Raw genomic sequence first — 15,719 nt, 5'->3', positions numbered from 1 at the left:
CCCACGGTCTGTGCCAGCGCCAAATTCGGAAGCCGAAGGAGGTTGCTTGGAATGGGGGCCGGTTTCGAGGGTTCGGAGCCTTGATTCAGGACAAAAAAAAGGCCCGGCGGATTTACATCGCCGGGCAAGTCCCCGCTGGCAGTGGGAAAAAATCAAGCCACTAAGTAGTGCTCTCGAAATTTGCTCTCGTACAGGTTTCAGCTTACTGATGAACAGAAGCGATACCGCTTGGGTATTCGTTTCGTGCTCCCCAGCGAGCTGAGACAAACTTTAAGGGAAGACTTCTTAGCCAGCAATTGGAGATGTTTTGAAGTGGGGTAAAATCCGTCGTGAAAAGGGTGGCGGTGCGCGAATGGTGGGTAATGATGTCGCGAATGGTGGGGCTAATTGATATCCACTTAATATCCGTAAGTGGTTTTCTTGCGGGGCTTCACCCATTTCGCCTTGATTCTAGGGGAGTTGTCCTGTTTTTAATCATTTTGTTTACCTGATTTGGCGGCTTTTCCCGATACGATCGATGTATTCTGGAATCACGACCTATGATCTCTGTCACCAAGGCTCGCTCTGCGATCCGAGGCGAGTGGACCGCGTTCGACGAGAAGGCCCGGTTGTGGTTGGCGAGCGGTTTCGTGACGGACATGGCGGGAGGGCACATGGTTTGGGTGGCAGGTGTCGACGGCTGTCGCGCGGGGTGGCTGGCGGCTTTCGTGTGTTTTGAGGCCGAGCGGGCGGTGGCGTGGGATGCGCGAATCCTCGCCAACGTCGCCCAGGTTCTCGAAGATCCCCGCGAACCGAAGTTTGTTGCGGTGGACATTCCCATCGGCTTGCTCTCCGAGCACGTGGCCGGCGGTCGCGAATGTGACCGAGGGACGAGGAAAGCGATCGGGGCGCGCAGGTCGAGCGTGTTTCCGCCACCGGTGCGTTCCCTGCTTGGAGCCACCCATTTCGACGAGGTACGGGGTAAGGGACTCTCGATTCAAGGGTTCGGCCTCCTGCCCAAAATCGCCGAAGTCGATGCCTGGATCACACCCGAACTTCAGGAGCGGGTGTTCGAAAGCCATCCAGAAATGGCCTTCACGCGGTTGTTGGGATCCCCGATGCAACATTACAAGCTCAAGGCACCCGGCAAACAGGAGCGCCGTGAGGCCTTGGTCGCGGTTTACCCCGGGTTCGAGGATTGGCTCGCGTATTGGCGCGTACCGAGATCCCAAGCCGGTCTCGACGATCTACTCGACGCGATGGTGCTGTCGTGGACCGCGTGGCGGCGATTCAAAGGAATCGCGGTTTCGATACCGGAACGGCCACCGCGGGACGAGCGCGGCCTGGAAATGGCCATTTGGAGCTGAGTCGGCTAATGGCGCCTTGTCCAAGCGCGCTCGATGCTCGCTTGCGGTTTGGATTCGTCTTCGGGTGACCGGGATTCGGAGCGGTGTCGTCCTCACAGAACCTGGCATCTCGGACCTGAAATCCGAGCGGGCACCCATCCAGGCGGCGAGCTGAATGAAGGATTCTTTCGGTCCTGGATGGGCACAGGTCGTTACTTGGAAGCTTCTTGTCCGTCCGAACCACCTTGGGTTTCGGACGACTCTCCAGCCGCGTCGCCCTCGGCGGCCCCTTCGCCTTCGGCTGCTTCCACACCCGCGGGCTCGGGCTCGGGTGTGGGCGGCATGCTTTCGAGGAGTTCTTTCATGTTGACGAGACCCGCTTCGAAATCAGGTCCTACCATGCCGTCCATCATCAACCCGAAGACTTTCATCATGGGGTTCATGCCCATGTCGCCCTCGTTCGTCCAGGTCACGCGCGTGCCGTTGTCCACGCTCTCCAATTTCATTTTGGTGACGGATCGGGAATCGAATTCGGGGAAATAGAGGGAATAGGCCACGAAGGTGGGCGGTTCGCTTTGGGTGATGGTCATTTCGCCGTCCCCTTCCGTTTCCGATTGCCAGCTCGTCTTCGAGTCGACACCCGCTTCGGGGCCCTCGTAATTGATGGTCATGTTGGGATCGCGGCGCGCCCAAACCATCCATTTCTTCCAATTGCGCAGGTTGTTGACCATCGGGAAAACCTGTTCGGTCGGGGCTTCGATGACGATCGAGCGCTCGACTTTGAATTCGCTGGGGATAAAAAGTGATCCGATGAATAAAACCAATACCACCGAGATCACGCCGATAAAGGCAAACTTCAGGAATTTCATGGGTTCAATCTCTCCTTTGAGTGACGAATAGGGAAATATGTAGACGACCATAATGTGGAACGGGGAACGGTTTCCCTGTACTACGATTCGGACGTGGACGGCTCCCGGTATCCGGGTAGGTGTCGCACCTGTCCTTGTCTCTATGAACGATCGGGATGGTCGCCAACAGACTATCAGGTTTTGAAAAACCTGTCTCGGTCAAAGGAAGATGGCCTCCGCGGCCCTTTTGTCGCGGTCCAAGCTTGTGGATCCACGAAAAAAGGCCCGGAGTTCCACAAGGGAATCCGGGCCTTTTCGCGATCCGTTGCGTTATCAGCTACAGCCGGTGGTGGAACCGCAGGTATCGCACTTGAGGCAGGTGCCGTTGCGAACCAGGGTCAGGTTGCCGCACTCGGGGCAGGGATCGCCCTCGTAACCCTTGAGGCGGGCCACCCGGACGGTTTGCTGCTTCTGGTCGTCGGTCGTGATTTGTTGGGCCGTTTCGCGCACGACCTTGGAGTACTCCCAGTCCATTTCGTCCATCTTGGAACCGCTCTCAGCCTTCTCGGGCTCCTTGTCGTCGTCCGACTCCTGGACAGCCGGGACGTGGGCGTATTCGGTGCGGTGCAGATAGGTCAGGCCCAGTTCGCGGAAGACGAAGTCGATGACCGAATCGCAGAACTTGACCTGATCGTGACCGAAGACGGGGCCGGACGGCTCGAACTTGGTGAAGACGAAGGCGTCCAGGTACTCGTCCAGAGGGACTCCGTACTGCAGGCCCAGCGACACGGCGATGGCGAAGCAGTTCATGAGGCTGCGGAACGAGGCGCCTTCGCGGTGCATGTCGAGGAAGATTTCACCCAACTGACCGTCGGGATACTCGCCGGTGCGCAGGTAGAGTTTGTGGCCACCGATGGTGACCTTCTGGGTGTAGCCGCCGCGTCGGTTGGGCAATTGGCGGCGCTGGTGACGGGTGTACATCTTGGTCATCTGCTCGGCGGCCTGGGCGACCTTGACTTCCTTGGCCTGCGCTTGATCTTCGGCTTCGGCCTCCTCTTCGAGAAGGTCGTCGGAGAAGGCCGAAAGCGGCTGGCTCAGCTTGGAACCGTCGCGATACAGGGCGATGGCCTTGAGGCCCAACTGCCAGGCCTGTTCGTAGATCTCCTTGACCTCGCCGACCGTGGCCTCGTTGGGCATGTTGATCGTTTTGGAAATCGCGCCGGAGATGAAGGGTTGGGCCGCGGCCATGATGGCCACGTGTCCCATCGAGGCGATGAACCGTTTGCCCTTGGCGCCGCAGCGGTTGGCGCAATCGAAAACCGGATAGTGTGTTTCTTTCAGTTCGGGTGCGCCTTCGATGGTCATGGTGCCGCAGCAGTACTCGTTGGCCATGCTGACTTCTTCAGGGGTGAAACCCAGGTGCTTGAGCAGATCGAAGTTCCAGTCGTCCATCTGCTCCGGTTTGACCTTCAGTTCCTGAACCAGGAAGTCGTCGCCCAACGCGTAGCGATTGAAGGCGAATTTGATGTCGAACACCGAGGCCAGCGAACCCTCGATCTTGTCCAGTTGCTTCTGGGTGAAGCCCTTTTCCTTCAGGGTTTCGTGATTGATGCCCGGGGCACCTTTCAGTGTGCCGGTGCCCTTGCAGTAATCCGTGATGCGTTGGATTTGGGTTTCGTCGTAGCCCAACTGGCGCAACGCCGCCGGTACCGAACTGTTGATGATCTTGAAATAACCGCCGCCGGCCAGTTTCTTGAACTTGACGAGGGCGAAGTCCGGCTCGATGCCGGTGGTGTCGCAGTCCATGACCAAGCCGATGGTGCCAGTGGGGGCGATGACCGAAACCTGAGCGTTGCGGTACCCGTGTTTTTCACCCAGCTTGAGCGCCTCGTCCCAAGTCTTCTTGGCGGCGTCGTGCAGATAGGCCGGGCAATGGCTGGAGTCGATGCCCAACGGTTTGACGTCAAGGCCTTCGTACTCCTGCTCTTCCACGTTGTAGGCGGCACGGCGGTGGTTGCGGATGACCCGCAACATGGCGTCGCGGTTGTCCTTGAAGCCGGGGAAGGGGCCCAGTTCCTTGGCCATCTCGGCGGAAGCGCGGTAGCAGGCGCCGGTCATGATCGCGGTGATCGCGGCGGTCATCGCCAGGGCGCGGTCGGAGTGATAGGGAATGCCGCTGACCATCAGCATGGCGCCCAAGTTGGCGTAGCCGAGGCCCAGGGTGCGGTAGCGGTAAGACTTCTCGGCGATCAGGTAGCTGGGGTACTGCGCCATCAGGACCGCAATTTCCAGTACCACGGTCCACATGCGGCAGACCTGCTGGAAGCGGGTGTCGTCGAAGCGCGTGGTTCCCTTGTCGAGGAACTTCAACAGGTTGATGGAGGCCAGGTTGCAGGCCGTATCGTCGAGGAACATGTATTCCGAGCAGGGGTTGGAGGCGTTGATACGGCCGCTGTTGGGGCAGGTGTGCCACTCGTTGATGGTGGTGTCGTACTGCAGGCCGGGATCGGCGCTTTGCCAGGCGGCGACCGCGATGCGCTCCCATAGTTCCTGGGCGGAAACCGTTTTGACGGTCTGCTTGGTGACCCGCGTGACCAAGTCCCAATCGGCGTTGTCCCCTACCGCTTTCATAAAGGTATTGGGTACCCGGACGCTGTTGTTGCTGTTCTGGCCGCTGACCGTGGCATAGGCCTCCGATTCCCAGTTCACGTCGTAGGTATCGAACTCCATCTCGTGGTAGTCCTGCATCGCCAACTGGAGCACGCGGTTGATGTAGGACTTGGGCACGAAGTTCCTGTTGGCCGCGACGATGGCCTTGCGCAGTCGCTTGTTGTTCTTGGGGTCGATTTCCGGTTTGCCGGTTTCCTTGTCGGCCGCCGCCCAGGCCGCGTCGAAAATATCCTTGAGCGCCTGTTTGCAGGCCTGGCTGCCGGCGACCAGCGAGGCCACCTTTTGCTCTTCCGTCATCTTCCATTCGATGAACTCGACCACATCGGGGTGGTCGATGTCGAGGGTCACCATCTTGGCGGCGCGGCGCGTGGTGCCGCCGGACTTGATCGCGCCAGCGGCGCGGTCGCCGATTTTGAGGAAGCTCATCAGGCCGGAGGATTTCCCGCCGCCGGACAAGGGTTCGCCGATCGCGCGAATGGCGCTGAAATTGGTGCCGGTACCGGAGCCGTATTTGAACAGGCGTGCCTCACGGGTCCAGAGGTCCATGATGCCGCCGTCGTTGACCAGGCTGTCGTCCACGCTCTGAATGAAGCAGGCGTGCGGCTGGGGATGGGTGTAGGCGTCTTCCGACTTCTTCACTTCGCCGGACGCGGGATCCGCGTAGTAGTGTCCCTGGGCCGGCCCGTTGATGCCGTACGCCCAGTGCAGGCCCGTGTTGAACCATTGCGGCGAGTTGGGGGCCACCATCTGGTTGGCCAGCATGTAGCACATTTCGTCGTAGAACACGGTGGCGTCGTCTTCGGAATCAAAATACTTGTTTTTCCAGCCCCAGTAGGTCCAGCATCCGGCCAAGCGATTGAACACCTGACGCGCATCCGTTTCGGTTGAGAATTGTTGGTCTTTCGGCAAGAGCGAAAGGGCTTCACTGTCGGGTTCCGAAGCCTGGAGCCATTCCGGCACACCCTCCTCGGCAATGCGATGGGTCTTTGCCGGAACCCCTGCTTTTCGGAAATATTTCTGGGCGAGAACATCCACCGCAACCTGGGACCAAGTCTCCGGAACCAATGCGTTTTCCACGGAGAAAACAATTTTTCCGTCCGGGTTGCGAATTTCGGAGGCGCGATGTCCGAATGGAATGTCCTGGTATGGTGAAGAACCCTTATTAGTGAACAGCCTTTTAAATTTCATCGACCAAAATCCCCTTATTATCGATCAAATACGAATGGTGCACGCACTTGTGCCCACACTTATAGAAAAACCCTTGGGAGCCAAGAGAAAGCGCGAGCCATTCCATTTCATTTTTCAAAGTTGCCGGATTATAACACCGCATCTAGTAGGTGTAAATAAAAAGAGCCACAATATATAGTGTGCGATCCGTCACCAACTACTACGTTGCTATTCCATTTCTTCCCAGTTGCTTGGGTGAATTGGTTCCGTTTTTTGCTTTATGTAAATTCTTTGCCGTGGAAAACAATGTGGCTTTCGTGTCTCTGTGTCCCGTGCGGAATGCGAAGCCTGTTAACTGGCTGTGAAAACTGAATTCAATGAAAATATGAATGCCAGGCGGTGGTTTTCTCTCCGATTCCGGTCCATAAAGCAGGGGGAAAGGTAGCAGAAACCTGACACCGATGGAAGGACAAAACCTGGCGTTTCGGGGGGCTGGGAAACGGGATCCGTTGGTGGGTAACGGATTCACCGAATTGCAAAAAAAATGGGTCGAATCGGTTCGGTCCTGGAGGGGAGCCCGGCAGCTTTGTGTGACCATTTCGTGAAGGGCGGAGAGCTGTCGCTTTCGTGCCGGCCAGGGTATGATGGATCATTCATGTGAAGATCGAGCGCCGTGATGCCGGCGCCGCGAGACGGGGATTACCCGGCACCCATACACGAGTATCTTTTGAGCGACGGAGGGCGTGCATGCCTCGCGTTGGCTTGGCTACTCTCGGTCCGTTCGGATTGGTGTTGGGGATGATCTTCCGCCTGGCCATGCCCGAGGCGGACCGGGGTTGTTGTGGCGTCGGTGGGTTTTGGTTTCTCGCAGCCCTGATGGTTTTGGCGATGGTACGGGTTCCTTCCGGGTCTCGGTACAAGTGCCTGCTCGGCGTGCTTTTCTGTTTCGGGTTCGGATGGGGATGGATGTCTTGGACCTGTCACCGCCGCCTCGCCAGGCTTCCCGCACCCTATCATCTCGATCGGGCGGTGGAAGTGGAGGGTCGGGTTCGCCATCATTGGCAGACCCGCTATGGGCAGGCGATCCTCCTCGAACGGGTCCGTTTCCTTCATGCCGATTGGGAGGACGTGGAGCTCCGACGACTCACGATCTTCACCCCGGCCCTGCCGGCAGCGCCGCGACGTCGGTCACCCCTGCGGGCCTGGATCCGGTTGAAGCGAAAAGTCCCTCCGCGCACCATTCCCTGGCCGCTTCAGCGGCTGCGGGAGCGCTATGCGCCGCGCTTTTCCGGAAATGTCAAAACCGTCCGGCTCATGAGCTGGCATCCACAACCGGACGCACCCGATTCGGCCCTTTCTCCCGCGAATCGCGAATTGTGGCGGTTGTTCACTGCAAACGTCCCTGCGCAATCCTGGCGCAAGCGCTTGGAACCGCTTGGGCTGGGACACTTGTTGGCGATTTCGGGACTGCACTGCATGTTGGTGTTCGCCGTACTGCGGTGGCTGTCCTTTCCGCTCCGTCGTCCTTGGTGGCGCAGTGGTTTTACCGTCGTGGGCCTTCTCGTCTTTGGCAGTTGGATGGGGTGGAGCGACTCCGTGACGCGGGCTGTGAGCATGCTGGCCGGCTTCCAAGTGATGTGTTGGTTGGGGCGGGTGCGCGATTGGTACCGGCTTTGGACCTTTCTGCTGTGTCTCGCGCTCGTTCTCGACCCATTCAGCCTGTTGCGGGCAGGGTTTTGGTATAGTTTCGCCGCCAGTCTGGGTTTGGTATTGGGACGCGGGGTGGCGATGCCCGCCAGCCCGCTCGATCATCCCTGGCTGCCTCGCCTGAAGCGCTTCCTGCCGATCCTGGGCGCCCAGTTGATGGTCTTGCCGGTTGGCCTGGTCTTCGGCTGTGAAATCAACCCACTCAGCGTGATCTGGAATCTGGTTGGTTTCTTTCTGTTGTGTTTCCTGCTGGTTCTCGGAGCTTTGGCAGGTTTGAGCTTGGTTTGGACCGACCTGGTGCCGTGGTGCAATTCGTTGGAATCGGCCCTGGTGTGGCTTTTGGCCTTGCCGGAGCCCGTGATTGAAGCCCTCCGCTTGGTGCGGTTTCCCTTCGAGCCGGCTTGGGCGCTCGCGTTTCTGTTCGTGTCGTTCCTGATTCTGCGGTACGGTTTTCGCGAGTGGCGCTGGTATGGCGCGATGTTGTTCTGCCTGCTGTTCTGCTCGATCCATCATCGGCCCCTCTCCGGTGAGCGCCTGGTCATGTTCGATGTGGGTCAGGGTCTCGCCATGATGCTGACCGACGCGCAGGGCCGCACCTTGCTGTTCGACTGCGGAGGGCAATTGCCGCTCGGGTTGCGCCCCGAATCCCTGGTGCGGCTCTTCGGTGGCAAGGACGTGGCGGGTGCGTTCGTATCCCACCACAACGCGGATCATTACAATCTGCTGCCTCGTTTCGTTCGGCCATTCCCGATTTGGGTACCGCGAGGGCAATGGGGTCGGTTTCATTTCGAACAGGACCTCTCCGCCTTTATCAAAATCCCCGTCGAAGCGGGAGCCGGACTGGCTTGGGGGCGGTTTCGGCTCGAGGTGATCTGGCCGCGTGGTTCGCCGGAGCCCACCGATACCAACGAGGGTAGTCTGGTCATTCGGATCGCACGTCCCGGCGCCAAGGTGCTCCTCATGGGCGATGCGGGCACCTGGACCGAGCGCTACCTCGACCGGGATCTCTTTGACTCTCCGCGGGGCGGAGGGGCGGCCACGACGGTTTCGCTGCTTCAGGTGGGTCATCACGGCAGTCGCTCGGGCACCGGTCGCGCTTTTCTCGAGCGCCTGAAACCGGATGTCGCCCTAATTTCCTGCGGTGCCGGGAACCGCTTCGGACACCCCCATCCACAGGTCCTGTCCAACCTGCGCCAACAGCGAGTGCCTTGGCTGACAACGGCCGACAGCGGAACCTTGATCCTGCTGGGCGGGCGCCCAAAAGGGCATTTCCGGTTCCCGGAAACCGGAACGGAGCCTTGGTCGGAGCGCTAAAGTGGGATCAATTTTTCATTTTGGCGATGTTTTTCTGTATTCGCGCAGAGATTCATTCAGTGATATGCCGCTGGTATGTACGGCGGTTTTTCAGGGAGGTCTCGTGAGTTTGGATGCAGGGTTTTGAGAGAACTGAAAGTGTTGGGGTTGTCGTGGTTCTCACGTGTGAACACAGGGCTACGCAGTATGTTGGTTTTTGTGCGGTAGGCTCTGGTTTTATTGATGTTGTTGGTGTATAATCGGCACGCCCCGGGCTATCGGATCGGGGGCGTGATTCGTTCTATTACGGCTTGAAAAGCTTAGGCACCTAAGTTATGGTGACGGAAGCGTAAAAAGGTACACTCACGGCAACCTGACCGGAGGTATGAAGCTAGATGCAATTTTGCAATCGCATTCTGATCGTGGATGACACGAAAGAAATCCACGAGGATTTTCATAAGATTCTCAATACCTCCAAGTTCACGGTCAATGAGGACCTGAAACAGATCGAACGTCAGCTATTCGAGGACGAAGAATTTCATTCTCCCGGGTTTGACGCGGGCAAGATCGTGTATCGGCTGGACTCGGCATTTCAGGGTCAACAAGCTATCGATATGGCGGATCAGGCCGCAGCGGAAAACGATCCCTACGCCCTCATCTTCATGGACGTTCGCATGCCGCCGGGTTTGAACGGTGTGGAGACGATGGAGCGGATTTGGGAAAACCATCCCATGATCGAGATGGTCATCGTGACCGCCTACTCGGATTATTCCTGGGAGCAGATCCTCGACAGGGTGGGCACCACCGACCGATTGATGTTCCTTCGCAAACCTTTCGACCAGGTTTCGGTCAAACAGATGGCGCTGGCCCTCACCAAGAAATACACGTTGAACATCAAGGTTCGCGGCAAGATCGACCGCATCCAAAAGGAAATTCACCAGCGAAACGAACAACTCGAGCGCATGTTGAGCGAACTGAAAATCCTCGAGTGAGCCAGGCGCTTCGACGGACGAACGATTGATGAAAAAAGGCCGGAACTCGATGAGTCCGGCCTTTTTCACATTCGCACAGAGAAGTGTGGACCGAATGCCCTCGGGCACCCGGTCGCGGTCGTTGGGTCAGGAGACCTTCCAGGTCTCGCCGGCGGAGAAAAGATCCTCCAGCTTGCCGACGCCCTTCTTGGCTTGGGCTTCGCTGATCTGCGCGGCCAGGGCGTCCTCGTAACAGGGGCGCTCCAGGCTGCGGAAGATGCCGACGGGAACCGGGTAATCCGGGAACTCCATGTCGGCCAGCAGGTTGGCGTAGACCGGGGACTTGGCCTTGGGGTCGTGAACCATGAGCGTGCTGTGGTCGCTGTTCTCGTCGAGGTTGCGGACCGAGGGTTGCAGGCCTTCCAGGAAGACGCCGCGTTTGTGCTCGGATCCCGCCACCAGGGGCTCGCCCTCTTCCAGGTGGATCATGTGATCGGTACGCACGTTGCGGTCGTAGACATCGTCGAACGCATCCTTGTTGAAGATGACGCAGTTCTGGAAGATCTCGATGAACGAGGTACCCTTGTGGGCCGCGGCGGCTTGGAACACCTGGGCCATGTGCTTGGGGTTGGCGTCGTAGGTGCGGGCCACGAAGCTGGCCTCGGCGGCCAATGCGAACTTGATGGGGTTGACGGGCCGTTCCATCGAACCCATGGGGCTCGATTTGGTCTTTTTGCCGGTCTCGGAAGTGGGGCTGTACTGGCCCTTGGTGAGCCCGTAGATGCGGTTGTTGAACAACAGGATGTTGACGTCGAGGTTGCGGCGCAGGATGTGGAGCAGGTGGTTGCCGCCGATGGAGAGGCCGTCGCCGTCACCGGTCACCATCCAGATGCTCAAATCGGGATTGGCGATCTTGAGGCCCGTGGCGAATGCCGGGGCACGGCCGTGGATGGTGTGGAATCCATAGGTGTCCATGTAGTACGGAAAGCGGCTGGAGCAGCCGATGCCCGAAACGAACACGATTTTCTCTTTGGGGATGCCCAATTTGGGCATGGTGCCCTGGATCGCCGCCAGAATGGCGTAGTCGCCACAACCGGGGCACCAGCGCACGATTTGGTCGGACTGGAAATCTTTTTTGCTGAGTGCTGCGCCTTTGGCCATGGTGCCCTCCTTATGCTTGATCGTCGGCCAAGTGTTTCTTGATGAACTCCGTGAGTTCACTCACTTGGAACGGCTTGCCCTTGACTTTGAGCAGGGGCTCGGTTTGCCGGACGAATCTGGATTTGATGAGCACGTCCAATTGGCCGTTGTTCAGTTCGCAAACCAGGATTTTCTTGTAGCGCTGGATCACCTCACCCGTATTCGGGGGGAAGGGATTCAGATAGCGGAAATGAGCGGCGGCGACCTTGTGGCCTTCGCTGTTCATCTGGTTGATGGCGGTCAGCAGCGAGCCGTAAGTGCCGCCCCAGCCCAACACCAGCGTGTCGGCTTCGGGATCGCCGTAGACTTCCAGGTCGGGAATCGTCTTGGTGATGCCTTCGATCTTTTGAGTGCGCAGATCGGTCATGCGCTGGTGGTTGGCGGGGTCGTAACTGACGTTGCCCTTGATGTCCTGCTTCTCCAGGCCGCCGATACGGTGTTCCAGGCCGACCTGGCCGGGTACGGCCCAGGGGCGTGCCAGCGTTTCCGGATCCCGTTCGTAGGGTTGGAAGGATTCCGGGTCGACCTCGTGGCTGATCTTGATTTCGGGAAGACTGTCCAGGCTCGGCACCTTCCAGGGCTCCGCGCCGTTGGCGAGATAGCCGTCGGAAAGCAAGACCACCGGCGTCATGTAATTGACGGCGATGCGGCAGGCTTCCAGCGCCATGGTGAAACATTCACCGGGTGTGGCGGGCGCGATGACCGGCAGGGGAGAGTCGCCGTTGCGTCCCCAGATGACCTGGAGCAGGTCGGACTGCTCGGTCTTGGTGGGCATGCCGGTGGAGGGGCCCGCGCGCTGGACGTTCAGGATGACCAGGGGGAGTTCCGTCATGACGGCCAGGCCCATGGCCTCCGATTTCAAGCAAATGCCCGGTCCGGAGGTACCGGTGGAGGCCAGAGCGCCGCCGAATGCGGCGCCGATCGCGGCCCCGATCGCGGCGATCTCGTCCTCGGCCTGAAAGGTCCGCACGCCGAAGTGGCGCAATTTGGCCAATTCGTGCAGTACGTCACTGGCCGGCGTGATGGGGTAGCTGCCATAGAACAAAGGCTTTTTCGCGATCTGGCCTGCCGCGACCATGCCCATCGCCAGCGCGGCGTTGCCGGTCAATCCGCGATAGGTTCCCTGATCCAGCTTGGCTTGGGGTACGCGATAGGTATCGCTGAAGATTTCGGCGGTGTCGGCATAGTGGTAGCCTGCCTTGAGGGCTAGCTGGTTGGCTTTTTGGATGTCTTCCTTGTTGGCGAATTTCTTGGCGATCCATTCGAGACTTTGTTCCAGCGGGCGGTCGTAGAGGTAATACATGATGCCAAGGGCAAAAAAGTTTTTACATCGTTCGGCGGCTTTCTTGTTGAGACCGGCTTCTTCCACGGCTCGTTCGGTCAGGGATGACAAGGGCACCAAGACGACGCGGTATTTGGAGAGGCTGTCGTCTTCCAGGGGGTTGGTGACGTATTCGGCCTTTTTCAGGCCGGACTTGTTGAAGGAATCTTGGTTGATGATCAACAGGGCGCCGTTGGGCAATTCATCGAGGTTGGCTTTGAGGGCTGCCGGGTTCATGGCTACCAGCACGTCGGGTCGATCGCCCGGCGTGTGAATGTCTTCGCTGGCAAACCGGATCTGGAAACCGCTAACGCCGGGAACCGTACCGGCGGGTGCGCGAATTTCAGCGGGGAAGTCAGGGAAGGTGGAAATGTCATTTCCAAGGGTGGCCGAAGTGTTGGTGAATTGGGTACCCGTCAACTGCATGCCGTCGCCAGAGTCCCCGGCGAACCGGATGGTGGCGGATGCAAGAGTACGGCGTGTTTGGACCGCTTCCGACATATTTTTGCTCCTTGTCAACCCTATCCTGACGGCTTTTTGTCGTTAAAGCCGCTGGAATCGACGTTAGCGAACCATTATAGTCACATTTGGATATGCGAACCAGCGTTGCGACAACATTGAGCGAAATTTCGCTACTGCATTGCCGCCATGTCGGTTCGATCCATGGTTCGCTTTTGAAAATGACAGTGGGACAACCGGTTGATGGACGGATGCGGCATTTCTGTTGAGAAAGGCGTCTGCCAGATAATGTATGTAACAAAGCATGCCGCGTCCATCGAACCAGGACGAAGAAGCAGGTGGCCGACTCGTGGCGAGCCGGCCCTGATTTGATCAGGCGAGCGGGCCGGAGACCCGTTCGACCGCGGCGATCATGTTTCCGGAGCCGATCAACGCCTCCGCTTTTTGAATGTCCGAGGCCATGTAACGGTCCCGATCCCAGGGAGCCACCTCGGCGCGCACCAGATCCACCACGCCTTGCAGTGCAAGTGCCGGTTTCTCGGGAATCAGGTTCAGCCCCTGGCTGGCCGCCAGCAGCTCGATGGCCAGGACCCGACGCACGTTGGTGACCACGGCACGAAACTGGCGTGCCGCGATGGTGCCCATGGAGACGTGGTCCTCCTTGGCCGCCGAGGTGGAGATGCTGTCCACGGAAGCCGGATGGCACAGCGACTTGTTCTCGCTGACGAGGGCCGCCGCCGTGCAGTGGGCGATCATGAAGCCCGAATTCAGGCCGCCTTCCTGGACAAGGAACGCCGGTAGATCGGAAAGCGCGGGGTTGCAGAGGCGTTCGATCCGGCGCTCGGAGATGTTGGCCAGTTCGGCGACCGCGATGGCCGAGAAATCGAAGGCCATCGCCAGGCTTTCGCCGTGAAAGTTCCCACCGCTGATCAGGCGGCCTTCGTCGCCGAGCACCATCGGGTTGTCCGTGGCCGAGTTGATTTCGATCTCGAAGACCTTCAACACGTGATCCAGGGTGTCGCGGGCGGGGCCGTGCACCTGCGGCACACAGCGCAGGGAGTAGCTGTCCTGAACTTTGCCGCAATCGCGGTGCGATTCCATGATCTCGCTTTCGGCCAGAATGCGCCACAGGTTGTCGGCGGAGGCCTTTTGGCCGGTGTGGGGACGCGCCTCGTGGATCTTGTGATAGAAGGCCTGACGGGATCCCCGCAGGGCTTCCAGGCTGAGAGCGGCGATGATGTCCGCATGGCGAGCCAGGGAGGCGGCTTCCTTCAGGGCCAAACCGCCGATGGCGGCCATCACCTGGGTGCCGTTGATAAAGGCGAGTCCTTCTTTCGCTTCCAGGTCGATGGGTTTCAGGTTTTTGGCTTCGAGCGCTTCGGCCGCGGAAACGCGCCGGTCGTCCAGAAAGGCCTCGCCCTCGCCGAGCAGGTTGAGGGTCAAATGGGCCAGGGGGGCCAGGTCTCCGGAGGCGCCGACCGAGCCCTGTTCGGGAATGAAGGGATGGAAGCCCGCGTTGAGGGCGTCGATCAAGGCTTCCAGATTCTTGCGGCGAATGCCGGAATAGCCTTTGGCGAGAACGTTGGCGCGCAGGGCCATCAGCGCGCGACAGTTGGCCAGGTCCAGGGCGGGACCCACGCCGGCGGCATGGCTGCGTATCAGGTTGTACTGCAATTCGGCCAGTTTTTCCGGCGGGATGACGACCGAGGCGAAGTTGCCGAAGCCGGTGTTGACACCGTAGACGACCTCGTTGTTGGCCACGATGTCGTCGACGACGGCGCGGGATCGATCCACCGCGTCGCTGCCGGCCCGGCCGAGCTTCACCGGGGCACCGGCCGCGATCGCGGTCAGGTCGGCCAGGGTCAAGTCATTGCCCGTCAATTCGATGACCGCGTCTCGCGGTCCGGTTTTTTCAGATTGGGTCATGGGATTCCTTCCTAAAAAAGCAAGTGCGCGACTGGGTGAGGATACGCTTCTCGAATCGCTCTTTCCGAGGTCCGATCAAAATATGACCTATTAATATAGTGGGAGCGGGGCGATCCGGGCGCCGTGACATGAGGCCGGGGGAGAGCCGGTTCGACGAAGAGGGATGGTGGCGAGTCATCGATACTTCCGGAAGGGAGGGTGGCCGGAGGGCCTCGGGCGCTGTTTCGGCCTGGTAGCCGCACATTGCGATATTGGGGCTAACTTTAGCATCGAACCGGTCGCGAGACCCATCCATATCCGAACGGGCCTGTCGCTCCCTGTCTCGCATGGGTTTTTGGGCTCAAATCATGTCCAGCCCCAGTCGTCGCTCATGCCTATGGCCGGATTGCCGGTGATCGGAATGGCGAATCACCGGCCCATCGGCCACTGGGTTTCAGGTCAGAAACCAATCGAAGCTAACCGCTCGGGATTTCCCGCATTTGCCAGAGGGGCGTCGTGCAGGGCCGGTAGGACCAGGTAGGTGCGGCGGCCTTACCGGCCCTGCCGCCGCACATTTCGAAGCCCCCGCTTTTATTGGCGCTTCGCTGTTAGGCGTTCCGTTTTTTCGCGGCCTTGATCACTTCGAAGTAACGGCAGGGCCGGCTAACCGCTCCTGCCCTACTGGCCGTGACCAACTTACTGCCGTGCCGACTCTCAAAGAATGCGGGAACTCTGAGCATGGGTCGCTTCGAAGAGTTCATCCGGCGGATGAACCTACCTGGCACGACGAATCTCTCGACATTCGGGAACTGCGAGTAAGTTCGTTTCGAATGCGAATTAATCGGGTGGGTCG

At 59.2% G+C, this 15,719-nt stretch carries 8 protein-coding genes; 3 read left to right on the top strand and 5 right to left on the bottom strand.

Translation table 11 applies throughout. From position 1 onward, the window contains the following. Positions 1 to 539: 539 nt before the first annotated feature. Positions 540 to 1,346: a DUF429 domain-containing protein gene (locus J3U87_RS11545; protein ID WP_237383189.1), complete on the top strand. Its 807-nt coding sequence runs from the start codon at positions 540 to 542 to the stop codon at positions 1,344 to 1,346. 191 nt (positions 1,347 to 1,537) lie between these two features. Here J3U87_RS11545 and J3U87_RS11540 read toward each other — a convergent pair whose 3' ends face one another. Next, a complete protein-coding gene (locus J3U87_RS11540; protein WP_237383188.1) occupies positions 1,538 to 2,194 on the bottom strand; it encodes an SRPBCC family protein in 657 nt (218 codons plus the stop codon). A 312-nt stretch (positions 2,195 to 2,506) separates the two neighbouring features. Then, entirely contained in the window at positions 2,507 to 6,031 is a 3,525-nt protein-coding gene (locus J3U87_RS11535; RefSeq protein ID WP_237383187.1) for a vitamin B12-dependent ribonucleotide reductase, read from the bottom strand. Positions 6,032 to 6,757: 726 nt separating this feature from the next. On the opposite strand from J3U87_RS11535, the gene J3U87_RS11530 reads away from it, so the two are divergent. Further along, the gene (locus J3U87_RS11530) at positions 6,758 to 9,031 is read left to right on the top strand and encodes a ComEC/Rec2 family competence protein (RefSeq protein ID WP_237383186.1); all 2,274 of its coding nucleotides are present in this window, start codon (positions 6,758 to 6,760) and stop codon (positions 9,029 to 9,031) included. Positions 9,032 to 9,405: 374 nt separating this feature from the next. Further along, positions 9,406 to 10,002, top strand: coding sequence for a response regulator (locus J3U87_RS11525; protein ID WP_237383185.1), 597 nt, complete (start codon positions 9,406 to 9,408; stop codon positions 10,000 to 10,002). A 126-nt stretch (positions 10,003 to 10,128) separates the two neighbouring features. Here J3U87_RS11525 and J3U87_RS11520 read toward each other — a convergent pair whose 3' ends face one another. The 3 genes from J3U87_RS11520 to hutH form a co-directional block, all read right to left on the bottom strand. Beyond that, a complete protein-coding gene (locus tag J3U87_RS11520) occupies positions 10,129 to 11,142 on the bottom strand; it encodes a 2-oxoacid:ferredoxin oxidoreductase subunit beta (protein WP_237383184.1) in 1,014 nt (337 codons plus the stop codon). Positions 11,143 to 11,152: 10 nt separating this feature from the next. Continuing rightward, on the bottom strand, positions 11,153 to 13,003 hold the full coding sequence (locus J3U87_RS11515) for a 2-oxoacid:acceptor oxidoreductase subunit alpha (RefSeq protein WP_237383183.1): 1,851 nt from the start codon (positions 13,001 to 13,003) through the stop codon (positions 11,153 to 11,155). Positions 13,004 to 13,333: 330 nt separating this feature from the next. Further along, positions 13,334 to 14,887 carry a histidine ammonia-lyase gene (hutH, locus tag J3U87_RS11510; protein WP_237383182.1) on the bottom strand — a complete coding sequence of 518 codons (1,554 nt, stop codon included), beginning with the start codon at positions 14,885 to 14,887 and terminating at the stop codon, positions 13,334 to 13,336. Positions 14,888 to 15,719: the final 832 nt, after the last annotated feature.

The sequence above is a fragment of the Sulfidibacter corallicola genome, from assembly GCF_017498545.1.
Classification (GTDB): Bacteria; Acidobacteriota; Holophagae; order Acanthopleuribacterales; family Acanthopleuribacteraceae; genus Sulfidibacter; species Sulfidibacter corallicola.
The sequence above is the reverse complement of the archived record's forward strand: the minus strand, read 5'-3'. Positions and strand labels throughout refer to the sequence as shown.